31 protein-coding genes and 1 pseudogene are annotated in these 24,412 nt (G+C 52.6%); 14 read left to right on the top strand and 18 right to left on the bottom strand.

Translation table 11 applies throughout. The features are described from left to right. Positions 1-205: 205 nt before the first annotated feature. Positions 206-730, top strand: coding sequence for a nitroreductase family protein (locus CGS49_RS01930; RefSeq protein WP_097800255.1), 525 nt, complete (start codon positions 206-208; stop codon positions 728-730). A 69-nt stretch (positions 731-799) separates the two neighbouring features. Here the strand turns inward: CGS49_RS01930 and CGS49_RS01925 are convergent, their stop codons facing one another. Further along, positions 800-1,039 carry a hypothetical protein gene (locus tag CGS49_RS01925; protein ID WP_097800254.1) on the bottom strand — a complete coding sequence of 80 codons (240 nt, stop codon included), beginning with the start codon at positions 1,037-1,039 and terminating at the stop codon, positions 800-802. 545 nt (positions 1,040-1,584) lie between these two features. On the opposite strand from CGS49_RS01925, the gene CGS49_RS01915 reads away from it, so the two are divergent. Then, the gene (locus CGS49_RS01915) at positions 1,585-2,715 is read left to right on the top strand and encodes a sodium ion-translocating decarboxylase subunit beta (RefSeq protein WP_097800252.1); all 1,131 of its coding nucleotides are present in this window, start codon (positions 1,585-1,587) and stop codon (positions 2,713-2,715) included. Positions 2,716-2,728: 13 nt separating this feature from the next. Further along, positions 2,729-2,857: an oxaloacetate decarboxylase gene (locus CGS49_RS01910; protein WP_097800251.1), complete on the top strand. Its 129-nt coding sequence runs from the start codon at positions 2,729-2,731 to the stop codon at positions 2,855-2,857. A gap of 67 nt (positions 2,858-2,924) precedes the next feature. Here the strand turns inward: CGS49_RS01910 and CGS49_RS01905 are convergent, their stop codons facing one another. Further along, positions 2,925-3,131 (bottom strand): LysR substrate-binding domain-containing protein, encoded by a 207-nt coding sequence (locus CGS49_RS01905; RefSeq protein ID WP_097800250.1) that lies wholly within the window; start codon positions 3,129-3,131, stop codon positions 2,925-2,927. A gap of 50 nt (positions 3,132-3,181) precedes the next feature. On the opposite strand from CGS49_RS01905, the gene CGS49_RS01900 reads away from it, so the two are divergent. Together CGS49_RS01900 and CGS49_RS01895 are read left to right on the top strand one after the other, a co-directional pair. Next, positions 3,182-4,012, top strand: coding sequence for an MATE family efflux transporter (locus tag CGS49_RS01900; protein WP_207653395.1), 831 nt, complete (start codon positions 3,182-3,184; stop codon positions 4,010-4,012). Further along, the gene (locus tag CGS49_RS01895; RefSeq protein ID WP_097800249.1) at positions 4,009-4,872 is read left to right on the top strand and encodes an aldo/keto reductase; all 864 of its coding nucleotides are present in this window, start codon (positions 4,009-4,011) and stop codon (positions 4,870-4,872) included. Before CGS49_RS01900 ends, CGS49_RS01895 begins: the two co-directional genes overlap by 4 nt. 81 nt (positions 4,873-4,953) lie before the next feature. On the opposite strand, the gene CGS49_RS01890 is transcribed toward CGS49_RS01895, so the two are convergent. Beyond that, positions 4,954-5,445: an HD domain-containing protein gene (locus tag CGS49_RS01890; protein WP_097800248.1), complete on the bottom strand. Its 492-nt coding sequence runs from the start codon at positions 5,443-5,445 to the stop codon at positions 4,954-4,956. 294 nt (positions 5,446-5,739) lie between these two features. Here CGS49_RS01890 and CGS49_RS01885 point away from each other — a divergent pair, with 294 nt between their 5' ends. Further along, positions 5,740-6,249 (top strand): hypothetical protein, encoded by a 510-nt coding sequence (locus tag CGS49_RS01885; protein WP_242975315.1) that lies wholly within the window; start codon positions 5,740-5,742, stop codon positions 6,247-6,249. Positions 6,250-6,311: 62 nt separating this feature from the next. Beyond that, entirely contained in the window at positions 6,312-6,758 is a 447-nt protein-coding gene (locus tag CGS49_RS01880) for a hypothetical protein (protein ID WP_097800380.1), read from the top strand. A 60-nt stretch (positions 6,759-6,818) separates the two neighbouring features. Here CGS49_RS01880 and CGS49_RS01875 read toward each other — a convergent pair whose 3' ends face one another. Further along, positions 6,819-7,208, bottom strand: coding sequence for a C-GCAxxG-C-C family protein (locus CGS49_RS01875; protein WP_097800247.1), 390 nt, complete (start codon positions 7,206-7,208; stop codon positions 6,819-6,821). A 300-nt stretch (positions 7,209-7,508) separates the two neighbouring features. After that, entirely contained in the window at positions 7,509-8,081 is a 573-nt protein-coding gene (locus tag CGS49_RS01870) for a TetR/AcrR family transcriptional regulator (RefSeq protein ID WP_097800246.1), read from the bottom strand. Positions 8,082-8,230: 149 nt separating this feature from the next. Between CGS49_RS01870 and CGS49_RS01865 the strand changes: the two genes are divergently transcribed. Next, positions 8,231-8,986, top strand: coding sequence for an EFR1 family ferrodoxin (locus CGS49_RS01865; protein ID WP_097800245.1), 756 nt, complete (start codon positions 8,231-8,233; stop codon positions 8,984-8,986). 14 nt (positions 8,987-9,000) lie between these two features. Here CGS49_RS01865 and CGS49_RS01860 read toward each other — a convergent pair whose 3' ends face one another. Next, positions 9,001-9,423, bottom strand: a complete 423-nt coding sequence (locus CGS49_RS01860; protein ID WP_097800244.1) for a MerR family transcriptional regulator — start codon at positions 9,421-9,423, stop codon at positions 9,001-9,003. On the opposite strand from CGS49_RS01860, the pseudogene CGS49_RS14645 reads away from it, so the two are divergent. Next, a pseudogene (locus tag CGS49_RS14645) lies at positions 9,373-10,355 on the top strand (aldo/keto reductase). The gene CGS49_RS01860 and the pseudogene CGS49_RS14645 overlap by 51 nt on opposite strands. Positions 10,356-10,487: 132 nt before the next feature. Here CGS49_RS14645 and CGS49_RS01850 read toward each other — a convergent pair. After that, entirely contained in the window at positions 10,488-10,958 is a 471-nt protein-coding gene (locus tag CGS49_RS01850; RefSeq protein WP_097800243.1) for an Hsp20/alpha crystallin family protein, read from the bottom strand. Between the two features lie 266 nt (positions 10,959-11,224). Then, positions 11,225-12,064, bottom strand: coding sequence for a LysR family transcriptional regulator (locus CGS49_RS01845; protein ID WP_242975310.1), 840 nt, complete (start codon positions 12,062-12,064; stop codon positions 11,225-11,227). 149 nt (positions 12,065-12,213) lie between these two features. Here CGS49_RS01845 and CGS49_RS01840 point away from each other — a divergent pair, with 149 nt between their 5' ends. Both CGS49_RS01840 and CGS49_RS01835 read left to right on the top strand, forming a co-directional pair. After that, positions 12,214-13,605: a sodium-dependent transporter gene (locus CGS49_RS01840; protein WP_097800241.1), complete on the top strand. Its 1,392-nt coding sequence runs from the start codon at positions 12,214-12,216 to the stop codon at positions 13,603-13,605. A 333-nt stretch (positions 13,606-13,938) separates the two neighbouring features. Then, entirely contained in the window at positions 13,939-15,072 is a 1,134-nt protein-coding gene (locus CGS49_RS01835; protein ID WP_097800240.1) for an SLC13 family permease, read from the top strand. A 141-nt stretch (positions 15,073-15,213) separates the two neighbouring features. Here the strand turns inward: CGS49_RS01835 and CGS49_RS01830 are convergent, their stop codons facing one another. The 5 genes from CGS49_RS01830 to CGS49_RS01800 form a co-directional block, all read right to left on the bottom strand. Next, complete coding sequence (locus CGS49_RS01830) at positions 15,214-15,690, bottom strand: YbaK/EbsC family protein (RefSeq protein ID WP_097800239.1); 477 nt, start codon at positions 15,688-15,690, stop codon at positions 15,214-15,216. 18 nt (positions 15,691-15,708) lie between these two features. Next, positions 15,709-16,467, bottom strand: coding sequence for a cyclase family protein (locus tag CGS49_RS01825; protein WP_044953415.1), 759 nt, complete (start codon positions 16,465-16,467; stop codon positions 15,709-15,711). A gap of 286 nt (positions 16,468-16,753) precedes the next feature. Beyond that, positions 16,754-17,521 (bottom strand): EFR1 family ferrodoxin, encoded by a 768-nt coding sequence (locus tag CGS49_RS01820; protein ID WP_097800238.1) that lies wholly within the window; start codon positions 17,519-17,521, stop codon positions 16,754-16,756. Positions 17,522-18,104: 583 nt separating this feature from the next. Then, the gene (locus tag CGS49_RS01805; RefSeq protein WP_097772305.1) at positions 18,105-18,314 is read right to left on the bottom strand and encodes a hypothetical protein; all 210 of its coding nucleotides are present in this window, start codon (positions 18,312-18,314) and stop codon (positions 18,105-18,107) included. Between the two features lie 95 nt (positions 18,315-18,409). Next, positions 18,410-19,393 (bottom strand): Gfo/Idh/MocA family protein, encoded by a 984-nt coding sequence (locus tag CGS49_RS01800; RefSeq protein WP_097800237.1) that lies wholly within the window; start codon positions 19,391-19,393, stop codon positions 18,410-18,412. A 201-nt stretch (positions 19,394-19,594) separates the two neighbouring features. On the opposite strand from CGS49_RS01800, the gene CGS49_RS01795 reads away from it, so the two are divergent. The 3 genes from CGS49_RS01795 (at position 19,595) to CGS49_RS01785 (ending at position 21,426) form a co-directional block, all read left to right on the top strand. Further along, on the top strand, positions 19,595-20,248 hold the full coding sequence (locus CGS49_RS01795; RefSeq protein ID WP_097800236.1) for an NAD(P)H-hydrate epimerase: 654 nt from the start codon (positions 19,595-19,597) through the stop codon (positions 20,246-20,248). 195 nt (positions 20,249-20,443) lie between these two features. Then, positions 20,444-20,782: a helix-turn-helix domain-containing protein gene (locus tag CGS49_RS01790; protein ID WP_097800235.1), complete on the top strand. Its 339-nt coding sequence runs from the start codon at positions 20,444-20,446 to the stop codon at positions 20,780-20,782. Between the two features lie 128 nt (positions 20,783-20,910). Further along, a complete protein-coding gene (locus CGS49_RS01785; protein ID WP_097800234.1) occupies positions 20,911-21,426 on the top strand; it encodes a hypothetical protein in 516 nt (171 codons plus the stop codon). A 390-nt stretch (positions 21,427-21,816) separates the two neighbouring features. Here the strand turns inward: CGS49_RS01785 and CGS49_RS01780 are convergent, their stop codons facing one another. From CGS49_RS01780 to CGS49_RS01760, 5 genes are all read right to left on the bottom strand, one after another. Further along, positions 21,817-22,272: a (deoxy)nucleoside triphosphate pyrophosphohydrolase gene (locus CGS49_RS01780; protein WP_097800233.1), complete on the bottom strand. Its 456-nt coding sequence runs from the start codon at positions 22,270-22,272 to the stop codon at positions 21,817-21,819. Beyond that, positions 22,269-22,994 carry a Fic family protein gene (locus CGS49_RS01775; protein WP_242975309.1) on the bottom strand — a complete coding sequence of 242 codons (726 nt, stop codon included), beginning with the start codon at positions 22,992-22,994 and terminating at the stop codon, positions 22,269-22,271. Before CGS49_RS01775 ends, CGS49_RS01780 begins: the two co-directional genes overlap by 4 nt. An 85-nt stretch (positions 22,995-23,079) precedes the next feature. Next, entirely contained in the window at positions 23,080-23,592 is a 513-nt protein-coding gene (locus CGS49_RS01770) for an NAD(+) diphosphatase (protein ID WP_097800232.1), read from the bottom strand. A gap of 2 nt (positions 23,593-23,594) precedes the next feature. Next, complete coding sequence (locus CGS49_RS01765) at positions 23,595-24,086, bottom strand: HD domain-containing protein (protein WP_005922554.1); 492 nt, start codon at positions 24,084-24,086, stop codon at positions 23,595-23,597. A gap of 52 nt (positions 24,087-24,138) precedes the next feature. After that, positions 24,139-24,399 (bottom strand): hypothetical protein, encoded by a 261-nt coding sequence (locus CGS49_RS01760; protein ID WP_097800231.1) that lies wholly within the window; start codon positions 24,397-24,399, stop codon positions 24,139-24,141. Between the last annotated feature and the right edge of the window lie 13 nt (positions 24,400-24,412).

Here is a 24,412-nt window from a genome sequence, read left to right as displayed (position 1 = left end):
TCTCCTTTTTCGGGCAAACAAAAAAGCGCGAAATCGTTGAGGAGTAGCAATTCCTCAGGATTTCACGCTTTGTCAGCCGGCTTTTTGTATTTGGTTCGGAACGTATTATAACCGGAACGCCGCAAAATTGCAAGCCAAACCGCACATGAAATTTTCAAACCGCTGTGCTATACTGGGGGCAAATCAACGCAGGAGGTACATCCCTATGAATACTCTGGAGGCCATTCTCACCCGGCGCAGCTGCCGGAAATTTACCGATAAGCCCATTGAAAGCGAAACACTGCATCAGCTATTGGAAGCCGCCATGAGCGGGCCGAGCTGCGTCAATGCAAAGGACTGGTCGTTTGTGGTCGTGACCGACCCGGAAAAGTTGGCGCAGATGGCTGATGCTAATGGCCGCCCTGCCGAACCGCTGCGACACGCCGCCGCTGGCATCCTCGTCTGCGGCGACCTCGACCGTGCATTCCGCTTGGCAAAGGATTATTGGGTCATTGACGGTGCAATCGCGGCCCAGAACATCTGCCTTGCCGCGCAGGAGCTTGGGCTTGGTGCAGTCTGGCTGGGCACCTGGCCCCAGATGGACCGGGTAGAAGCCCAGCAAAAGTTGTTCGGCCTGCCGGAGACCATCGTGCCGCACTCCATCATCGTCCTTGGCTATCCGGAAGCAGACATCACCACTCCTCGTGAAAGCCGCTATGAGGACGACCGGGTGCATTTTGAGCAATGGTAAAATCCCATTGACGTAAAATGACCGCTTCCGTTTTTTGAACGGAAGCGGTCATTTTTATGAGAGGAGTAATTAGTTCAGATAGTCACCCACAGGAGCAGAATTATACTGCTTGATGACCTTCACGATGATGGAGCCATCCGGCTGTTCGGTCTGCTCCACAATTTTGTACTGGGTGTGATTGCGCTCCAAATCTCTCTTGTACTTTTCAACTTCATCCTTGACCTGCTTGACTGCATAAAGATGATCTTCGCCATCCTTCAGCATAAAGTGCAGGGTCTGGCAAATGCAGGCGGCTTTTACTCGTTTCATGTTCGATTCTCCTATCTTCAAAAGGTGCTTCTACCATATATTCCGGCATGACACCGTTCTATTTTTATTATAAAGAAATGAAAATCAAAATTCAAAGGCGGTTCTTCACAAAAAACAAACGGTGGATACTTGTCAAAAATCACAATACGAGCGTTACGAAACAGCAGCAATCAGCCGCTTTTCTGCATCCTCCAACGGCTCCGAGAACACAACGGCAAACCATGACGTATAAAGACATCAAGCACAACGAAGAAGTCAATGAACTGCTGAAAAAGGGCAACCGGAGTTTTGAGCAAGATAAGATACAGAAAAGATCTCTGCATTCTTCTTGACAACTCCCCTGTTTTCTGCTTTACTACATTCGATAAAAGGGAGTAAAGGGCAGTTTTCCGATTTTCCATCCGGGAGGCTGCTGCATGGCAGCGTCATCACGGCAGAAATGCCCGATGTCATGTGTTCGCTTGAGACTTTTGTCACAGACAAGGTACTGTGGCAGAAGTCTCTTTTTTCTTGCCGCCGTACCGGAACACAAGGAGGTAAGAAAAATGAACTTTCTGAACACATTCGCAAGTCTGTTTTCCAATTTCGGGAACCTGACTTGGCAGATGGTGGTGATGTGGGGCATCGGTGCCCTGCTCATCTACCTTGCCATCGCCAAAAAGATGGAGCCGAGCCTGCTGCTGCCCATGGGTTTTGGTGCCATTCTGGTCAACCTGCCCCTGTCTGGTGCCATCACGCAGGGCGATACGGTGGGGCCGATTTCGGCTCTGTTTGAAGCGGGCATGTCCAACGAGTTGTTTCCACTGCTGCTTTTCATCGGCATTGGTGCCATGATCGATTTTGGCCCGCTGCTGGAAAAGCCGTGGCTCATGCTCTTTGGTGCGGCGGCGCAGTTCGGCATCTTCTTCACGCTGTTTCTGGCCGGCTTCTTCTTTGACCTGAAAGATGCCGCTTCCATTGCCGTCATCGGTGCGGCAGACGGCCCCACCGCCATTTTTGTGGCAAACACCCTCAACTCCCAGTACCTCGGTGCCATCATGGTGGCCGCGTACAGCTACATGGCACTGGTTCCCATCGTGCAGCCGCCAGTCATCAAACTGTTGACCACGCAGAAAGAACGCCGCATCCGGATGCCCTATGAGAAGGGCAATGTCAGCCAACTGACCAAGATCCTGTTCCCCATTGCCGTCACCATCATCGCCGGCATGGTGGCTCCGGCCAGTGTGGCTCTGGTCGGTTTCCTGATGTTTGGCAACCTGCTGCGGGAGTGCGGTGTACTGAACGCCCTGAGCGAAACGGCACAGAATGTGCTGGCGAACCTTATCACCATTGTGCTGGGGCTGACGGTAGCCGGGCAGATGACCGCCGACAAGTTCGTCCGTCCCGACACTCTGCTCATCCTTGCGTTGGGTCTGGTGGCCTTCGTCTTTGATACTGCAGGCGGCGTGCTGTTTGCAAAGCTGCTGAACCTGTTCCTGCCCGAAGGCAAAAAGCTAAACCCGATGATCGGCGCGGCCGGCATCTCTGCCTTCCCCATGAGCGGTCGTGTCGTCAACAAGATGGGACTGGAAGAAGACAACCAGAATTTCCTGCTGATGTATTCCATCAGCGTCAATGTTTCGGGGCAGATCGCGTCCGTCATTGCAGGCGGCCTGATCCTGACCCTGATGGCTTAATGGAGGTGCTCTTATGCTTCATCTTTCTTCGTGGATGACCACGCTGCCCATGATGCTCATCGGGATGGTCGGCATCATTCTCGTCATTGGCGTCATTGTTCTGGCCGTGATGCTGCTCAACCAGGTGACTCGCCGGAAATAATTCGTTTCGCAGCTTCTGCTGCCGGGAATGGACGGTTACGGTCGATCCCCGGCAGCATTTTTTGTGATCACCCCGTCAGCATGGAGAGGAACCGTTCGGCCGGTTTCGTCAGGGTCGCATTCTTTTTCCAGACGAGCATATAGTGGGTCTCCAGCGGCGGGTCCAGCGGGAGAAAGCGGACACCAGGCTCCAGTTCCGGGGCCAGCAGGTCGCGCGTGACCAGCAGATTCCCCAGCCCGCTTTGGACCAGCAGAAGCGGGTTCCCGTAGATCACATTATAGGACGCCGCTGATCGCCCTGACCTTTTCCGGCGTGCTGAATGTTGTGCTGAATTTGTTCTTCGTCATCGTGCTGAAGATGACGGTCAACGGTGTTGCCATCGCCACGGTGATCTCCAATGCGGTCAGTTCGCTGCTCCTGCTCTACCGCCTGACCCATACGGATATGACCATTCGCGTGAGCGCCCACGCCCTGCAGTTTGACCATGCCAGCTTCTGCAAGATCGTCCAGATCGGCCTGCCGGCCGGCATCCAGAGCGCCGTGTTTGCCTTTGCCAACATCATTGTGCAGGCGGCCATCAACAGCCTCGGCACCGTGGTGATTGCGGCATCCAGTGCAGCATTCAACATTGAGGTCATCGCCTATTATACCTTTAACTCGTTCAGTCAGGCCTGTACCACCTTCGTGGGGCAGAACTACGGTGCCCGGCAGCTCGACCGCTGCCGCAAGACCTTCGCGCTCTGCCTGCTGGAAGATGTACTGGTCACTGTGACCGTTATGGGCGTTGTGCTCTATTTCGGACACTCTTTGCTGGCGCTGTTCAACCGCGACCCGGAGGTCATTGCACTGGGCTATACCCGCCTGTCCATCATCTTCTCCGGCTACCTGTTCAGCCTGCTGTATGAGCTGATGTCGGGTTATCTGCGGGGCTTCGGCATTTCGCTGGCCCCGGCCGTCCTGACGACGCTGGGCGTCTGCGGCATCCGTATCTTCTGGGTGCAGGCGGTGTTCCCCCGCCATGCAGATTTCCAGACCCTGATGCTGGTCTACCCGCTCAGCCTGTTCGTCACTGCTGTTCTGATCCTGGCGGCGCTCATCGTCTGCCGCCCCACAACACGGATGAAAAAGCAAGAGAAAAAGGAGATCTCCGCATGAACAACGATTTTGTCACCCTGAACAATGGCGTCACCATGCCGCGCATCGGCTATGGCGTGTTCCGCATGACCGATGCCGCCGCCTGTGAGGAAGCCGTCGTGCAGGCCATCCAGAGCGGTTACCGCCTCATCGATACCGCTGCTGCCTACGAAAACGAGGAAGCTGTGGGCCGCGCCATCCGCCGCTGCGGCGTACCGCGGGAGGAGCTGTTCATCACCACCAAGCTGTGGGTCACCGACACCAGCTATGAAGGTGCCAAGCGCGGCTTTGCCCGCTCACTGGAACGGCTGGGGCTGGATCACGTTGACCTCTACCTCATCCATCAGCCCTACCATGATTACTACGGCGCATGGCGGGCTATGGAGGAGCTGTATGCAGAGGGCAAAGTCCGGGCCATCGGCGTGGACAACTTCACGCAGGACCGGCTGGCGGATTTTCTGTTCTGGAACAAGGTGAAGCCTGCCGTGAACCTGCTTGAGTGCAATGCCTTTTTCCAGCGGGAAAACGAGCGCACCTATCTGGAACGCGAGGGCATCCAGATGCAGGCGTGGTCGCCGCTGGCTGCCGGGCAGGGCAAACTGTTTGAGAACGAAACCCTCTGCGCCATTGCAAACGCCCACAGCAAAAGTGTAGCACAGGTAGTGCTGCGGTGGCTGGTGCAGCGGAACATCGTGCCGCTGGTCAAATCAGCCAATCCGCAGCGCATGAAGGAAAACCTGGACATCTTCGATTTCGCGCTGACCGATGCCGAAATGCAGCAGATTGCCGCACTGGACACCGGGCACAGCTGCTTTGGCAGCCGCGATACAGCGGAGAAAGTCCATGCATTTCTGGATGCCGCTTGTTCGTATCAGGTATAAGTTTCCGTAACTCTGTTGTTATAAAACATCAGCGCCCGTTGTGAGTTTTTTCTGCTCACAATGGGCGCTGTTTTTGTGTTTTTACATACCAAACACTGTTTTGGTCAGCCGGATGCCTGCCGCTGTTTTCATGGTGTGCTCCAGAAAGGTTCGGATCGCCTGCTGGCTGTACCCGCTTTCGGACGCATTGACGATGTAATCCGCTTCGATCAAAATCTGATAATCAATGCCGTCGATCTGCGCCGGGCTATGGTGGTGCCCCACCAGATAGGCCACCCGGTCGATCTGTTCTGCCGTCATACCGGTATCAGCCAGAAACTCCCGCACCAGCGGGGCACCCTCCTGCTCCTGATATTTGCCATTGGTATTGCCGTACTTCTTGCGGCAGAGCGGGCAGGCAATATCGTGGGTGATGGCCGCCGCTTCCAGAATAAACTGCGTGTCTGCGTCCAGCCCCTCCAGTTCCCCGATGGTTTTGGCATAGGTCCACACGCAGCTCAGATGCGTGATGTCGTGGATGTTTCCTTCGGAAAAGGCGATCATCTTTTCCATGATCTGTGCAATCGTCATCATTTGTTTTTGCTCCTGTTTTTGATGTTTGAAATTTCCATTCAAAAAGTTCCGATTTATCAAAACAGCTATGATTTCATTCCTATTCTACCACGTCTTGCCACTGCGGAAAAGATGCAGGGAAATAAGCCGAGTATCAGCGAAGAAAAACCGTGATTGTGCTATAAATTTCTCCAAAATTTATGTGCAGTCATACGATTTTGAAAAATTCTATGGACAAACGAAATAAACCAGGATTAAATTACGATAGGTCGTTCTCTAAAATTCGCAGACATCTTCTTCGATGGAGGGAACCGTATGAAAAAGATTGTTGCAAGGGTTCTTTGTCTTGCGCTGGTACTTTCATTATCTGGCTGCGGAATGAGTGCGCAAAACTCGGATGCCCCTGATGCAAACTACAAAGAGGGTTACACTGCCGGCTACGAAGCAGGGTATCATGACGGAAAACAGCAAGCGGCCGGAAACGAAAAACGTTTTGCACAATTTTCGGGTTCTTTCACGGCTACTGTTGAGCAGCTCTTGCCCGATTATTATGCCCTTCCGGGAAAAACGATTGCTGTTGTTCACTTCTTTCAGGACAGGCCATTTTTGCTTCATTTCCAGAAGGACTTGACCGGAGAACTCCTTGAAGGAACCTCTTATGTGTTTGAATTTGAGCCATTTGAAGTTGAACTTTCAGAGGATGAAGAAAATCCGGATATTTCAGATTATATGTATTCTATAAATGTTACCGGTTATCGAGTTGCAGAAGATGATGAACTCGGATCAGATAGCAAGATGCCGACAGTTGAGATCGTATCAAGGTGAGCCGCCAAGTTGTTTTATAAGAAAACACAGAGATGCAAATTGCGATAGAGTTCAAGCACCCTATGAAAAACACATTTTCAAAGAATAAAGCTTGTTTCAGCTTTTTGTTCATCGTATTTTCAGCATATGTGCTGTGCTACTTTCTGTCTCAAACAGTGTTTCATGGAATCTACCTGTTTGAATGGACAGCAAACCATTATTATTTGTGTCTATGGGCTGCACCCGTCACTTTCTGTTTTCTGGAAAAGTATAAAGCGGCTCTTATCACAGCGATCGGAAACTGGGCGGGAATTCTGATCGGGCAGTCGCTGGGCGATTTCATTATCAAAGTAAATGCCGCGAGAATCACACCGGACATGTATGTAGGGAAAGTGTGGCAGCTCAAGACACACTATGGCGTTTTGATTTGGCTTGCCGTTTTTCTGCTTTCGTTTATTGTCGGGATCAGAATCGAAAAGAGGACTCCGGATGGAACAAAAAACGACAAGAACCACCGCATGAACAAATAAAACAGAATGCCGGGTGCAGCAGTAAAGCCGCTGTCACGCCCGGCATTTCGTTTTTATTCGTTATTCCCCCAGCACTTCGCCCAAGGCAAGCACTGCATTGCGGACACACTCCGGGCAGGGGCACAGCACCGTACCGGTCTCGACGCCTTTCAGGTCTTTGCAGATGGTGGCACCACATTTTTCTTTGAATGTCTGCACCAGCTCTTTGGAAACGCGGGGCGTCCCTCTGCCGTCCGTGGCGATGCCCGCCACCATCACGGCACCGATCAATGCCCCGCAAGTGCTTTCCATACAGCCCATGCCGGCGGCATAGCCCGCGGCCAGTTTCATCAGGGTGTCGGCATCCACCGGCAGCTTGTCCTCAAACACTTTCAGCACCGCCTGCGCGCAGTTGCACTGGCCCGTTGCTTTCCATTCAGCGGCCTGTGCCGCCCGTTCTTCGATGGTCATTTTATACCCTCCTTTTTCTTTGGCAAACGCGAAGTTATAGCAAACTTCCTTTTAGTCCTTTTTTGAAGATCAACACAGCTTTATCTGCTCCCCAAAAGGACATGGTTTTGATCTGATAACCGTCTTTTTCCATTTCTTGTACTTTTTCATTTATTCGGTTGCATTTTCCAGGGTAATTTCTTCCATCAATATCGTCTTGTACATTACTGCACCTCCATAATTTCCGGTTTATGGCATCATCCCGATTTTGTTCTTATTCTACCACGCTTTTCCGCCGCCGAAAAGGCAATGAATCATCCATCACCCTATCTTGCTCAAAAGCATCCGTAGATACGTTCTTCCCATTTCTTTCGTGCAGGAAGCATCTTTCAGCGCCGACCACTGCCACACCAGAAAAAGCGTATTGCTGTAATGGTCGGCAAGCAGTTCCTTGGGGATCTCCTTTTCTGCAGCATCCATACACTTTTGAAAAATCTCCCGCATCTGTCCGTTCAGAAAGCTGCGGAAGCTCGAAACCATATATCCGTTCTCCGGGTTATGAAGCAGGATCTGCGAGACCGTACTCCTGTTTTCCCGTGTAAAATCATAGATCCGGTCAAAATAGAGGTAGAGCATTTCGTTTTCCGGTGCATGGTGATACTCCGAAAGCCCAATTTGTGCCGCAAGCGTCTGCCAGCAATACTCCAGCAGATCATACTTGTCATCAAAGTAGTTATAAAATGTTGCGCGCGGGTATTGTGCTCCCTCACAGAGTTCTCCCACGGTAATTTCCTCAAACGGCTTTTTTGTGAGGAGCAGCAGCATCCCATTGCTGAACGCTGTCAATGTGCGCTTCGCTCCGCGTGTCATCGGGCGCGAACCATCGTATTTCATGGCCATTCCTTTGCATTTTTAAAAATTTGTCTATCTTTGGACGGAAGTTCCGATTCGCAGATTGCTTTCCGGCTGATTCTGTTTTATCATAAGTGCAGAAATTTTGCAACTGTCCAATGTAAGACAAAAGAAAAAGGAGCTGCACCATTATGATCTTTTATTTTTCTGCCACCGGCAACAGCCGCTATGTTGCCGAACGCATTGCCGCCGCGACCGGTGACGAAACGATTTCGATTCCCGACTGCTGCAAAAGCGACCACTTTTCCTTTGATGAAACGGACAAAACCGTGGGGATCATCTGCCCCACCTATTCTTGGGGGCTGCCCAGCATCGTGCAGGAATTTCTGGAAAAGCTGACTCTGCGCAGTCGGCCGTCTTATCTGTGGTTCGCCGCCACCTACGGCACAACGCCGGGGCAGACCGGACGCTTCGCAGAAGACATCTTAAAACGCAGCGGGTTGACTGTCTCGGCAAAATTCAGCGTCCAAATGCCGGATACCTGGACGCCGCTGTTTGATTTGAGCAGCAAAGAAAAAGTGCAGCGCATCAACGCCGCCGCAGAGCCGCAGATCGACCGCACCATTCAGTTGATTCAGAGCCGCACATCCGGCGACTTCATTCAGCGCAAAATGCCGCTTTGGCTCGCAAAGTCCGTTTATGCCATCGAATATCCTTCCATGCGTCAGACACACCATTTCCATGTGGAGGACAGCTGCATCGGCTGCGGCCTGTGTGCCCGGAACTGCCCGGTCTCGGCCATCCAGCTCCGGGACAAAAAGCCCGTCTGGGTCAAAGAGCAGTGCGTCATGTGCCTTTCCTGCCTGCACCATTGCCCCAAATTTGCCATTCAGTACGGCAGCCGCACCCAAAAGCATGGACAGTACAGCCACTTCAGGCTGTCATAAAATGCAAAACTTTCTCAGTGCTTTGGCCGCTTCCCCGCTGTCCAGTTTTTCGGGTTCGTATCGTCCGGGGCAAGTCCGGCTAAGATAGCTTCATAGTGCGCCACCTTATCGTCCATATACTTTGCGGTCGCCTTGGCTTCTTCGATGCGTTTATAAGCTTCGTCCCTCTGTTTCAGGATGATCGCATACCGCGCCCGCAGATTTTCCTCGGATTCTTCCAGCAGGCACAGGCGGCAGTACTCCTGAATGTCCTCAAGGGACGCGCTGCACCCTTTCAGGCATTGGATGCCCTGCATCCAGTTCACGGATTCTTCGGTGAACACCCGGCGGTTGCCGCTGTCCCGCTCACAGGGCAGCAGTCCTTTGTCCGTATAAAAGCGCAGGGTATGCTCGGTCACGCCGAACATCTCTGCCATCTGCTTGATCGTATAACGCATGGCCCGTCCTCCGCAAAAGTTCCTCTTGACTTCGTGTTACTCGAACTTGTTACAATGATTATAGCACAGCAAGCCAAGCGCTGTAAACGCAGAAACGGAGGACGGAATATGGAATACTTGACTTTGAACAATGGCGTGCAGATGCCGCTGGTCGGCTTTGGCACCTTTATGCTCAGCGGCGAGACCTGCACGAAATCCGTTGCGGCCGCCATCGAAAGCGGCTATCGGATGATCGACACAGCCGAAGCCTACGGCAATGAAAAAGAAGTGGGCGCAGGCATCAAGGCCAGCGGCATGGACCGCAAAAAACTGTTTCTCGTCACCAAGGTGAATTTCAAATCCTATGAAAATGCAGAGCAAACGGTCCTGCAGTCGCTGGAAAATCTGCAAACGGACTATATCGACCTGCTGCTCCTGCATTGGCCGTTCGCAAACTATTACGCAGCTTGGAAAAGCTGTATACAGAAGGCAAAGTCCGGGCCATCGGCGTTTCCAACTTTGAGCCGGACCAACTTCTGGATCTGATCGCCTACAACAAGGTCGTCCCGGCCGTCAACCAGATTGAGACGAACCTCTATTGCCAGCGCACCGCCGAGCGCAGCTGGATGGACAAAAGCCGGGTGGCGCACATGGCCTACGCCCCGCTTGGTCAAGGAAACCGCAGCGAAATGTTCAAAGAGCCCGCTGTGCTCGCCCTTGCTGAAAAGTACGGCAAGACCCCGGCGCAGATCCAACTCCGCTTCCTGACACAAAAGGGCATCGCCGTGATTCCGAGAAGCACCCAGCCTGCCCATATCCGCGAAAACTTTGCGCTGTTCGATTTTGCGCTGACCGCCGAGGAAATGGCACGTCTCTCCGCACTGGACAAAAAAGAACCGCTGATCGGCAAGCCGGAAACACCGGAGCTTGTGGAATTTTCGCTGACCTGGTAAGGGCAGAAATAAAGTAGTTCTTTGCTGCTGAACAGACAGCAAAACGCAAAAAGCCCCTGCGAGCTTCGGAATCAATCCAAAGTCCGCAGGGGCTTGCTTTATGCACCGGTATTTTCACGCCGGTACATGCAGTTATTCAATTTCAATCAGGTTGGGATTGACCGGCAGAGCCTTCTGCTGCTGAGGTGCAGGCAGCGTGATATGCAGGATACCATCCTCAAACTTTGCGTGGATATCCTCCTTCTTCACAGCATCGCCCACATAGAAGCTGCGGGCACAGGTGCCGGAGAAGGTCTCACGGCGCAGGTAGCGGCCGTTCTGATCTTTCTCGTCATTGGAGCGGCTGCGGACCGCCTGAATGGTCAGGTAGCCGTCATTCAGCTCCATCTGAACGTCTTCCTTCTTGCAGCCGGGCAGGTCAACGGCAACGTCATAATTGCCATCGGCAGTCTGCTTCACGTCGGTCTTCATCATGTTTGCACCGCGCTTACCGAAGGTCTCACGTTCTTCCCGGTCCATCGCACGCTCCAGCGCGCCATCGTTCCAGAACGGATCAAAGAAATCATCGAACAGATTCTCATGGAAAACAGCAGGCATAAACATAAATCATTCCTCCAATCCCGGCGTTCGGGTCGGGTCAAAAATCTTTATGCTCATCAGGAACGCAGGCCTTTCGGGGAGCCTCTCGGCTCTCCTTTTTGCCCTCTCTCCTGACTGCGCCTATGTTATAGCACATGTTTTTAGCACTGTCAAGCTTAGAGTGCTAAAATTCACAAAAGAATAACACTTTGATAAAATCTCATGCAATTTCTTCAATATTACAGCGTACCACAGTCATTTTTGTGTGAAGCATCATTCAGCGAGTTCATTCAGCGTTCGGCCTTTTGCAAATAATCCAGCAACGTCCGGCTCACCACCGAGCTTGCCGTTTTGGAAAACGCCAGTCCCAACGTCCGGCAGCAGGCAGGCTCCAGCGGGCGGGACACCACACCGGGGCAGCCGAACGCCTGCATCACCAGTTCCTGCGAGATGGTCACGCCCAGCCCGCTGCGCACAAAGGCCATGATGAGGGTATCGTCCCGGAAGCTGTATGCAATATTCGGCTTCACCGGGCATTTGAGCATCAGGTGCTGGATATCATTGTCGCAGCCAGGGGTTTCGATGATGAGCGGATGCTGAAACAGCTGCGGCAGGGTCACACTGGGCTGTACAGCCAGTGGGTGTCCCTCCGGGAACACGGCACACAGCGGGTCATCCCAGAGCGGATAGAATTTCAAATCGTCCGCCACGATGGACGAGAGAAAACCGCAGTCCACCTGCCCATGGATGATCCAGTCACGAATTTCATCATAGTTGCCGTCCAGAATTTCCACATCTACTTTGGGGTAATTTTCCTTGAAATAATGCACGACTTCCGGCATCCACAGGGTGGTGATGCTGGAAAAGCTGCCTACCCGCAGCTTGCCCTCCACCTTGTGATTGATGTTGAAGGTCGCCTGCCGCAGCCGGGCTTTCTGGTTGGCCAATTCCCGGACATAGGGCAAAAGGCGGGTGCCGTTGTCGGTCAGGGTCACACCCCGGTTGATGCGGGCGAACAGCTGTACGCCCAATTCTTCTTCCAATCCCGCCATCATCTGGCTGATGCCGGATTGGGTATAGTTCAGTGCTTCCGCTGCTTTGGAAAAGCTGCCTGTTTCGCATACTTTCAAGAATATCTCGTATCGGTCTTTCTGTTCCCGCATCGCAAACGCTCCATAAGTAAAATTTATAGGTCGTAGTAATTTTATTGGGTTTACTGATATGATACTTCATGTTATCCTATATTACAATAGGTTTTTAGGATAGGAGTTTGAGAATCATGGAAAAGAAAGCAAGCAGTTTCTCCGGACAAATCGGATTTGTCCTTGCTGCCGCCGGAAGTGCGGTGGGTGTCGGCAACCTGTGGCGGTTCCCGTACCTTGCCGCAAAGGATGGCGGCGGTTTGTTTTTGCTGGTGTATCTGGTGCTGGTGCTGACCTTCGGTTTTACCCTGCTCACCTCGGATATCGCCATCGGACGCCGCACCAAGCAGAGTGCCATCCGCGCCTACGAGACCATGCGCCCAAAATGGAAATTCCTCGGCATCCTCACCTTTCTGGTGCCGGTACTGATCATGACCTATTATGCGGTCATCGGCGGGTGGATCACGAAATATGCGGTGGTCTACCTCACCGGGCAGTCTGCCGCTGCTGCCGAGGACGGCTATTTCACCAGCTTCATCACCTCGCCGGTGTCGCCTGTGGTGTTCGCCCTGCTGTTCATGGGCGTGACGGCTTTCATCGTGTACAACGGCGTGGAGGGCGGCATTGAGCGGGTGTCCCGCTACATGATGCCCATCCTGCTGGTGCTGGTGGTCGTGATCGCGGGCTACGCCCTCACCCTGCGCCACGAGGACGCTTCCGGGCAGATGCGCACCGGTCTGGAAGGTCTGCGCTACTACCTGACCCCGCACATGGAAGGGCTGACCGTCAGCCGCTTTTTGCAGATCTTGCTGGACGCCATGAGCCAGCTGTTCTTCTCTCTCAGTGTGTCCATGGGCATTATGATCACCTACGGTTCCTACGTCAAACCGGACGTAGACCTGAACAAGGCGGTGAATCAGATCGAAATTTTTGATACCGGCGTGGCGCTGCTGGCCGGTGCCATGATCATCCCCGCCGTGTATGTGTTCTCCGGCACCGAGGGCATGAGCGCAGGCCCCAGCCTGATGTTCGTCTCGCTGCCCAAGGTGTTTGCCGCTATGGGCAAGGCCGGCACCTTCGTGGGCATCCTGTTCTTCGTCACCGCCATTTTTGCCACCCTGACCTCCTGCATCTCGGTGCTGGAATCCATCACCGCCAACTGCATGGAGATTTTCCACTCGGGCCGCAAAAAGACCGTGCTGGTGCTGGCGGTCATTTATCTGGCCGCCTCTGCCATCATCGCACTGGGTTACAGCATTTTCTATTTTGAAGTGCAGCTGCCCAACGGCTCGGTGGGCCAACTGCTGGACATCATGGACTACATCAGCAACAGCGTCATGATGCCCTTCATCGCGCTGCTGTCCACCATCCTCATCGGCTGGGTCATGACGCCGGATTACGTCATTGACGAGATGCAGCGCAACGGCGAGACCTTCCGCCGCAAAAAGCTCTACCGGGTGATGATCCGCTACGTTGCCCCGGTGATGATGCTGGTGCTGTTTTTGCAGTCCACCGGGATCCTTGCTTAAGCCGTAAAGCCCCTGCGGGCTTTTGGGAAACCGGACGAGCAGAAAGGGACTCGCCCCGACACGCCCGGTTCCGTTATCATCTGATCCACGCCATTGAGGGTGCGTATAAGTATCGGAAAGACTAAGTATACCAGTTTTAGCGGATGGTTCTGCGGAGCCATCCGTTTTTTCTTGCTCGAATCGCGTTTTTTCTGTTTTCTCTTGACGATGCCGCTCTAATGGAGTAGGATGGTGCTGCAAAAATGAATTGCAAAAGCTGCTGCTCTGAAATACGGAAAAAGGCCGTCCGGCATCGCAGCAGGGCTGCCTTTACAACTACAAGGATGTGTCTCTATGAAACTACTCAAACAATTCATTCAGCAGGAAACGGTCCTCACCGCAGCCGCTGTGCTGGCCGTTGTCTCCGCCTTCTTTGTTCTGCCGGATGTGCAGTATCTCGGCTACATCGATCTGCGCACACTGGCGATCCTGTTTTCCCTGATGACGGTCATGGCCGGGCTGCGGCGGCAGGGCTTTTTTGATGGGTTGGGGCGTACATTGCTGTCCCACACCCACAGCACCTTTCAGCTGACGATGGTATTGGTCGGGCTGTGCTTTTTCGGAAGCATGTTCATCACCAACGATGTTTCCCTGCTGACCTTCGTTCCCTTTACGTTCGTGGTTCTGAGCCGTCTGGGAGCGGATGTCCGCTGCTCCCTTCTGATCCCGGTGGTCTGTATGCAGACCATTGCGGCAAACCTTGGCAGTATGCTGACCCCCATCGGCAACCCGCAGAACCTCTATCTTTATGGAAAAAGCGGCATGAGCATCGGGGGCTTTGTGCTTCTTATGCTGCCCTACACACTGGTCTCTCTGCTCCTGCTGCTGGCTTGGGCAGCAATGGTCTGCCGGAAAACCTCTGCCGCCCTCTCCGTGGACGAGCTTGTTTCTTCCTCTGCATCGCAGGGGGATCAGAAAATCATCCTGCTGTATCTGGTGTTGTTTGCCGTTTGCCTGCTGTCCGTGATCCGGGTGCTGCCCTATGGCATTGCCTTTGCCGCTGTGCTCGTCTGCGCCCTTTTTGCAGACCCACGCACCTTACGGACGGTGGACTATTCCCTGCTTTTGATCTTTGTGGCTTTTTTCATCTTCATTGGCAATCTTGGCCGCATTCCTGCCTTTTCCGGCTGGCTGCAGAAGTTTTTGACCGGCCGGGAAGTTCTGGTAGCGGTTCTCGCTTCGCAGGTCACCAGTAATGTCCCCGCCGCCTTGCTGCTGTCCGGGTTCACGGCAGAGACACAAGCCCTTATCATCGGCACCAATCTGGGAGGTCTTGGCACTTTGATCGCATCCATGGCCAGCCTTATCTCCTACCGGCAGATTGCACGGGAGTTGCCACAAGGGAAGAAGCAGTATTTTGGGTTGTTCACCCTGTCCAATCTGATCTTCCTTGCAATCCTGCTGGGCGTGTGGTTCTTGCTCCGCTGAGCGTGGCAACAGGCAGCTCGATGAACGTCTATTTTCCTGCTGCCCGGCAGACCTCCGTACTGAGATTTATGAAGCAAAGAGGGAGTTTTGTCACGGACGAAGGTCCGGGCAGAACTCCCTTTGCGTTTATTGTATGATGCCTTACTCGCCTTCCGGCTCCTTGCAGACATCCACCCAGCCCTCGGCTCCGGCGGCTGCTTCCAGCTCCTGCAAGGTCAGCTTGACGGCGGTGTGACCGTTGCCTGCGGCCGGGTAAACGGTATCGAACTTGCGCAGGCTCTCGTCCAGATAGACCGCCACGCCCTCGTTCACCCCAAAGGGGCAGACGCCGCCGGAGGCATGACCCACATAGGTCTCCACCTCATCGTAGGGGATCATTTTGGCTTTCATGTGGAACAGGCTCTTGTACTTGTGGTTGTCCAGCTTTGCCGTGCCCTCGGTGACGATGAGCACCGGCTTTTCGCCCTGCAAAACCGACAGCGTTTTTGCGATGCTGACAGGCTCTACGCCCAGTGCGTGGGCCGCCTCGGCCACGGTTGCCGAGGACTCATTCAGCACAATGACATGGTCTCCCAGACCTTTTTCTTCCAGATCTGCTTTTGCTTTTTCAAACGACATTTTCCCATTTCTCCGCTCTTATTCGGTAATGGCCCAGACTCGTGCGGGCAGACCGGTTGCACCCTCGATGCGGGGGTAAGAAACAATGACCACCGCACCGGCGGGCTGTACTTTATCCAGATTGGCAAGCACTTCCACCTGCAGCTTGTCGTTGTCCAGAACATAGCGCTCGCAAGCAAGGTCGCCCTTTTCCTCCGCCACCGCAGAGGAATCGGTATCCAGCGTTTCGTGACCGTTGGCGGCGGCGTTACGCACCTTGTAGATATACTCCAATGCTTCCAGCGACCAGCCGGGAGCATTTTCTTTGCCCTCTGCATCGATGCCGGACAGTGCATCCATATCCGGCCATTTCTTATACCAGTCGCTGCGCAGAGCCACCAGTGCGCCATCCGGGATAGGACCGTACTTTGCCTCATAGGCCTTGATGTCCTCCACCGTCACAGCGTAGCGGGGGTCTTTCTTGGCCTGCTCAGAGATATCGATGACCACCAGCGGAAAGATCAGGTCGTTCACATCGTACTTTTCGGACAGTGCTTTGCCCTTGATGAAGTGACCCGGGAAGTCGATATGGGTACCGAACTGTCCGGGGAATTTGAAGGTCTGGATCAGGCATTCCAGTTCCGGCTTGCCCCAGTCCCACACGGTCTTTGCCAGCTCCACAGAGCCTTCCGGGATGCCGGACCAGTAGGGGCTTTCGTTGTTCAGCGAGTGAGAAAGTTCCACCCAGCGATATTTTTTAGCATTCTTCAGTGCGTTCCACAGTTTATAATCAGCCATTGTCGGTTCTCCTTTTATTATGACGATGTATGTTCGGGCACTTCTCCCAGACAACGGCATCTTCCTGTTTTTTCTCAGTCTGTCTGCCGGGAATTTGTCTGGGAGCAGCGCATTCGCCCGGGTAGTCTGTGCCGGACATCTGCTGTATGTTTCATCTGTCTGCGCTCCCTTCCTTGTGTTGGGGATAGTATAAGCCCATTTTCGCACCATGTCAATAGGTTTATTCTTTCAAGGACAAATCTGCCTTCTCGTCAGCCGGATGCCCACTGCCGGAGCCCCCTTAATTTCATACGTCCTGCTTCTTTTCCAGTGCTTCAAAGTGATACCGGGGCTTCCCTTTGCTCTTTTTGCCGTACTCGATGTCTTCTTTCGGGCAATAGCAGATGCACGCCATGCAGTGGGTGCAGTTTTTGCCCCAGACCGGCTTGCCGTTTTCCAGATGGATGTTGTTCAGGGGGCACAGTTCCACGCACCTGCCGCAGCCGATGCAGGCGTCCGTTGCCCGGAAGGCATCGGCTTTTACAAAGAAGCGATAGAACACCGGATTTACCGGGCCGCTCATAAAGCGGTCGTAGAGGGTCTCTCTCGGCGAAGGAAACTCCTGCCCGGCCTTGAGCTGGGTCAGCACTTTCTGAAGTTCAGGCTCTGCCTGCTCCACGATGCTCCGTGCCTGCTCCTTTTGGGGTGCATTGAACATGGCAATGTAGTTTTCCGGCATGATGATCTGGGCTGTGCCCATATACTGCAGCTGCTTTTGCGCCGCAAGCTGCCGGTTATAGCCTGCCGCATTGCCGATTTCGCTGCCGCAGTCCATCACAAACCAGATGCGCTCTGCCCCGGTCAGCTCGGTCTTGCCCAGCCACTCCGACACCACCCGGGGGATACGCCATGCGTAGGTAGGCGTCACCAGCACCACGTCCCGCCCGGTCTGCACCGGGGCAGTATCCCCTGCCTTGATGCAGGCGTTCAGGTCGTAAAGCGGCATCTCCAACCCTTCGGCAATGCGCCGCGCCAGATACCGGCTGTTGCCGGTTCCCGTAAAATAAAGTACCATGGCTGCCCCCTCATTTTGTGTTATTCAGATGTCCGTCTGCCCAGCAGACTGGAACTTGTCGGGGCGAGGCCCCTCCATCTTGCTGCCGCAAGACCGTTCGGTCGCTTGAAAGCCCCACTGGGGCTTTCATTGTTCCGCTTCGCTCCACAAACGCGAACTTGTCGGGGCGAGGCCCCTCCATCTTGCTGCCGCAAGACCGTTCGGTCGCTTGAAAGCCCCACTGGGGCTTTCATTGTTCCACTTTGCTCCACAAACGCGAACTTGTCGGAGCGAGGCCCCTCCATCTTGCTGCCGCAAGACCGTTCGGTCGCTTGAAAGCCCCACTGGGGCTTTCATTGTTCCGCTTCGCTCCACAAACGCGAATTGTTTACTTCTTCGTCTTAGGCGCAATAAGCAACATGACTGTCACAAGAATATATAAACCATACAGTAACCAAGTAATGGTATTGTTCCAAGGAAAACTCATTTCTGGATGGTTCAATGCAAACACTATAAATGCAATAGCTATAATCAGCATTATTAAACCGAGAATCCTTGATATACGCTTTTTCATGCAAAGCACTTCCTTGTCAAACTGGAATTGTTAATCTTGAACTGGTCCTATAATGCCAAATGCTATTGCATCAATAAAAAGCACGAACGCTATCACACAAACAATTAAAATAGTTGCAATGACTTTAATAACAAGTTGTTGATTTTGTCTTAAATTACTCTTACTAACAATCCTTAAGACAAAAATCAAAGCAACGAGGATGATAAAAGAAATAATATTATAAAGAACCACTGTTTTCATCTATGTGTCCTTCTTTTTTATATCAATTCCGAGTTGCCGCTCTCCGTATGCCATAGTCTCCACACGCAAAAAGCCCTTTGCGGCAAGGTGTGTGCTTACACCTCGCCCGCAAACTTCATGCCCCAGCTCATGCGGGTGTCGTACATCAGGCGGGTCAGGGCAAGGCTGTCCTGCGGGGTGTAGCGGTCGCTGCCGGTACGTCCCAGCTTGACGCAGCGGCTTGCTTCCCGGATCTCATACTCAAAGCCGTTGATGTCCACCGGGCAGCGGATGACCTCCGGCTCTTTGCCCTCCACTTCCAGCGTCATGGTCTCGGCGTGCTGGAAATCCGGCAGAAAGATTCTGCCCTTGGTGCCAACGATACGGGCATTTCGCTCCAGCTCCTGCCCGATGGTCTGGACAGACTCTGCCTTGCAGCCGCCGGGGTAGGTCAGCGCAAGGCGGCTGTAATCGTCGGTGCCGTACTCGTTGATGTGGACCTCTTTGGTCTCCACCTTCTCCGGGTCCTGTCCGGTGAGGATGCGCAGAAAGCCCAGATTGTAGATACCGATATCCAGCAGTGCACCGCCGCCCAGACCGGAATCAAACTTGCGGTCCTTCCGGGCGCCGGAGGCAACAAAGCCGTACTGACAGGTGATCTGCTTCAGCTCCCCGATGGTGCCAGCCGCAAGGATCTCGCGCAGCCGGTCATACAGCGGCAGCAGCCAGATCCAGAACGCTTCCATGAGAAAGAGGTGCTTTTCCTCCGCCAGACGATACAGCTGCTGCGTCTGCTCCGGGCGGATGGTAAAGGGCTTTTCGCACAAAACGTGCTTGCCCTGCTCCAAGCAGAGCTTGCAGTTTTCGTAGTGCAGGGTGTTGGGGGTGGCGATATAGATAGCCTCCACCTCCGGGTCGGCGGCAAGGGTTTCGTAGGAACCGTAGCAGCGGGGGATGCCGTACTGCTGTGCAAACGCCTGTGCACTTTCCATGCGCCGTGACCCCACGGCAACAAGCTGCTCCCCCTCTGCGCCCATCTGTTCTACCGTAGATGCAAACTTTTTGGCAATGGTGCCGGTCGCTAAAATTCCCCACTTCATAACGGTACCTCCCGGTTTATTACTTTAGATTCGTTGCGTCCAGTATACCATGGTTTTCCCCTGCGGAAAAGATAGTGAAAAACAAAAATGCCCCCGGAGGGCTTTTCCAACTCTCCGGGGACAGATCCTATGCACCGGTATCTTTCATCTTGTTCCAAACATTCTCATCCATTATAATAGAGATAGAAAGAAGGTGCCAACATGAAACATCGCATTGTGACGGCTGCGCAGATGAAGGAAATTGAACGAACCGGGGATGCCCACGGTCTGCCCTACCTGCAAATGATGGAAAACGCCGGGCTGGCAGCTTACGCCGAACTGCAAAAGCAGTTTCCACATCCCGGCAGCCTGCTGGTGGTCTGCGGAAAAGGTAACAACGGCGGTGACGGGTTTGTGATTGCCCGTGCCGCCGCAAAAGACGGCTGGAATGTGACTGCTCTTTTAGCCGAAGGCGAACCCAAAACCACAGATGCCATCACCAATTTTGAGCGTCTGCATTCCCTGTCGGTGAACATCTGCGCCGACTGCACCGTGCTGGAAACGCAGCACTTTGATGTGGTCGTGGACGCTCTTTACGGCACCGGATTCCATGGCGCACTGCGGCCCTCCGGCCTTGCCGCCTGCGGGCTGATGAACCGTCTGCACAAAAGCGGCGCTTTTGTTTTGGCTGTAGACCTGCCCAGCGGCATCAACACTGACACCGGCGAAGTCGCCGAGGGGGCCGCTCATGCAGACCTGACCGTGACTTTCGACAGCTATAAGCCCCTGCATGTGGTAGAATCTTCTGCACCTCTGTGCGGAAAAATCGTCTGTTCCGACATCGGCATCCGGGATGAATGGCACCCAGAGTTTTGAAGTGACTCTTCCATTTGTAATGCACTGTTTTTTGAAATCCTACTGTCGGGAATTGACTGTTACGGTCGATTTCCGACATTCTTTTTTGCTTTTTAAATCTCTATCGCAATGAACAATCTCTTTCGTGTGTGTATGAAAAAGGCAGCAACAGGTATCCTAAAGAGTATAAACAACTCGATAGGATGAGGTCACACAATGAAAGAGCTATTTGGACAAAGGCTTCGGGAGCAGCGTTTGAAGCAGAACCTAACACTGGAACAGCTTGCAGAAAAGGCAAATCTGTCACCCAACTATGTCGGCATGGTGGAACGCGGACTAAAAGAACCGGGGCTTGCTACGATCGTCAAGCTCCTGAATGGTTTGAATGTTTCAGCGGACACTCTTCTGTGTGATCTGGTTCCCAGTGCATCCCATGTGACGGACGATGAGATCAGCAAGCGTTTAGAGGGACTGACGCCCATGCAGAAAAAAGCAGCACTCGATCTGCTGGACACCTATATTGCCAATCTGCCTTACCTTACAAAAGAAGACTGAACCTATAACCTTGCAAGCGCATCTGCTTAAATTTTGGCGGATGCGCTTTTCTTTTGCAACTCTTTTGGATATAATGTTATCTATAGAGCATATTCATTCCGAAAGAGTTGATTTGTGAGGTGACCAATATGAGCGAGCCGCAATACAGTCTTCTTGCCGACATTCAGTACGACATCGAACTTGCCCGGCAGGGGAAGTTTGCCCTGTATGGGCAGCGGAACATTGCACGCGAGTACCACTGCAAAAAGGCAACTCCGGAAGAGCAGCAGGCCTACGAGACCCTGCAAAACGTTCTTTTCATGGTTCCTCAGTGGAGCGACACAGAAGAACTTCACTCTGATATGGAGAGAATCGGCGGGCGCGTCTGGTTCTGTTACTTCTGGAAAGATCACGATTCCATGATACAGCTGACAGAAGATTCCTGCGGAGCGTTTACCACAGCCTATGTTCTGGACGCGGATATCACCCCGGAGATGCGTAAAAGCGCTGCTCGTCAAGCACAGCAGCTCGCAGTCTGCATGCAGGAATGGGGCATTCCGCTGATGAAATCATTTATTCCTGAAAAAGAAAAGTACGAATATCTGGAGGAAGCAGCCTCTCACCTGATGCAGGTTCTCAATGCACCAGAATGCATTATGGGGTAAAAATTGAACAATGCGTCTTTTCCTTGGCTGTGGCCACCGCAGATTTGAAGATTGATCTTTTTACTCTCCCAAACTGCAAAACACCTCCCGGCAGGCACTTGTTTTGAATGGTGCTATCGGGAGGTGTTCTATTATAATGAATGATACATCGGTTTCATTTTATCGAAGGTGCAAAACTCTTTGAAGCCCAATGCTTTTAGTTCCTGCCTTGTTTCATCCATAATCAACTCTCATGACACGACCTATCCTTTCTGACAAAAACCACTGCAATGATACACACCACAAATTCTGTCACTGGGAAGGCGATCCAGATTCCGGCCAGATGCAAAGTCTGATTCAGCAGCCACATCACAGGAACCAGCAAAACGCCCTGCCGAAGAAGCTGAATACTCAGCATCTCTGCAGAGGTTCGTTGTCATATTCGCTGGTATGGAGTGGTTTCACTGGCTGCATTGAACTTCTGACAACATCCAAAATGGTCTGATCCGCCGGAAGCCACGGAACGGAATCAATGTCATCTTTTGTCAGCCATCGTGCAGCTTCCGCTTCTTTCAGAACAAGATCGCCGGAAACCACTTCACACCAGAAGCAGTCCATGGAAAGATGAAACGCCGGATAATCGTACTCGATTGTACCAATTAAATCCTCCACGGCGATTTCCGTGTCCAGTTCTTCTTCGATTTCCCGCTTCAGAGCCTGCTGCGGGGTTTCACCCGGCTCGATTTTGCCGCCCGGAAACTCCCATTGACCCTTGTAGTCACCATAACCGCGGGCGGTAGCGTAGATTTTGTACTTTTTCTGCATGGAGTCGCAAATCACAGCGGCCACAACACGAATCGTTTTCATAACGTTCTCCTTTTGGATTCATTAGGCCGACCGTCAGAAGTCCCACCGACACGATAGAACACCCTGTTTCCTGCTTTTCTCGCAGTAAGCAGCCCCATCTCATGGAATTTCATCACAAACGTCCGAATGGTTGCATACGCAGCGTTTCGGAAATCCTTTTCCAGCTGCTTTGTGGTAAACTCCTCTGCACCATAAGCAGACAGAACATACTCCCAGAGCAGCCGTTCTTTTTCTGTGATTTTTCCTTCCGCAAGAGCAGTTTGATATACCTCAAGATCAGTTTTCGGCGGGACTGCATCCACCTGCAGGCGGTTATAGACCCCATTGCAGAAGTAGAACAGAAAGGGAGTCACATCCGTATAGCCGGAAATCAGAGCATTTCTCTCCACGCGTTCGTAGGCTTTGTAATATGCGTCCTTGTTTTCAGCGATGTATCGGGAAAACGACGTGAACAGTGCCGCAGGATAGCCCTGCTGAACAAGATACCAGAGGTGGAATAGCCATGCAGTGCGTCCATTCCCGTCAAAATAGGGGTGGTAGTACGCAAAAGCAAAGTGCAGAATGGCAGCCTTATGCAGCTCATTGATGCCGTCATTGGCATTCGCAAAATCGACAAGACATTTCATGGCACCGGGAAGCCGCTCTGCCGGAAGTCCCGGTCTGGGTTCTTCACCGCCCACAATAACAACCTCGCCATGCCGATAAAAGTGGTTTGGCAGCAATCAATCTTCATCCGGGAGATAATCCCCTGTGCTGATCTGATATAGTTGATACTCTCCGTCAAAATTCCCGTGGTTCCGTCACGGATCACATCTCCATCGGCTTATTCCCCACTTCGTCCAGATACGCATTCAAAAATTCCGCTGCAAGGCTGTTGGGACGGATGTTTTCTCTGGCTTCCTGCGGGGTGAACCACTTGCAGCGGTCCACTTCGTGGTTGATATGCAGCGCCTTTGCGGTTTTGACGAAAGTCGTAAAGTTGCACATCAGCGTGTTAGACGGCTCAAAAAACTTGGTACGGTTGAACCGGAGGTGTTCTACTTCCAGCCCGGTTTCTTCCCGGACTTCCCGCACCACGGCGTGTTCTTCTGCCTCACCGCGGTTCACATACCCGGCCACAAGAATATAAGAGAGCTTACCGTACTGCTGGATGAGCAGGATTTTCCCGGTCTCCTCATCCACAACAATCATGCTGACTGCCACATTGTACATCGGGAACCGGTATTGCTGGCATTTCGGGCAATAAGGCACAATGCCCTCTTCTTCCAGTTCTTTTTCAATCAATGCCGTACCGCATTCAAAGCAATGCTTCTGAATCATTTTTACACTCCAAACACTGTTTTCGTCAGCCGGATACCTGCTGCCGTCTTCATCGTATGTTCCATAAAGGTTCGGATTGCCTGCTGGTCGTACCCGCTTTCGGACGCATTGACGATATAATCCGCCTCAATCAGAATCTGATAGTCAATGCCGTCGATCTGCGCCGGACTATGGTGGTGCCCTACCAGATAGGCCACCCGGTCGATCTGTTCTGCTGTCATGCCGGTATCCGCCAAGAACTCCCGCACCAGCGGGGCACCCTCCTGCTCCTGATATTTACCATTGGTGTTGCCGTACTTTTTGCGGCAGAGCGGGCAGGCGATATCGTGGGTGATGGCCGCCACCTCCAGAATAAACTGCGTGTCTGCGTCCAGCCCCTCCAGCTCACCAATGGTTTTGGCATAGGTCCACACGCAGCTCAGGTGCGTGATGTCATGGATATTCCCTTCGGAAAAGGCGATCATCTTTTCCATGATCTGTGCAATGGTCATCATTTGTTTCACTCCCGTTTTTAATACTTAAATGTTCACCTTGATAAACGCGAACTTATTCTTCAAATTTTTTATGACACTTTGGACATTCTTTAGGGATCGGCCTATAACCAACAAGCGAGCAACCGCAATAAGGACATTTCATCATGGTGAGATGATATACAATACCACCAATAACAACCATTGCACCGATTAGCAGGCATAGGTTTACTCTGTACTCCTTTGCCGTCATTGCTCCTATTACTGCGAGCAATATTCCTATCATCAAAATGATCCAAGAAATGGCAGCCTGCTTTTGTGGGTTATTGTTTTTCATATAATCACACCCC

The sequence above is a fragment of the Faecalibacterium langellae genome, assembly GCF_002549775.1.
Lineage (GTDB): Bacteria > Bacillota > Clostridia > Oscillospirales > Ruminococcaceae > Faecalibacterium > Faecalibacterium langellae.
The sequence above is the reverse complement of the archived record's forward strand: the minus strand, read 5'-3'. Positions and strand labels throughout refer to the sequence as shown.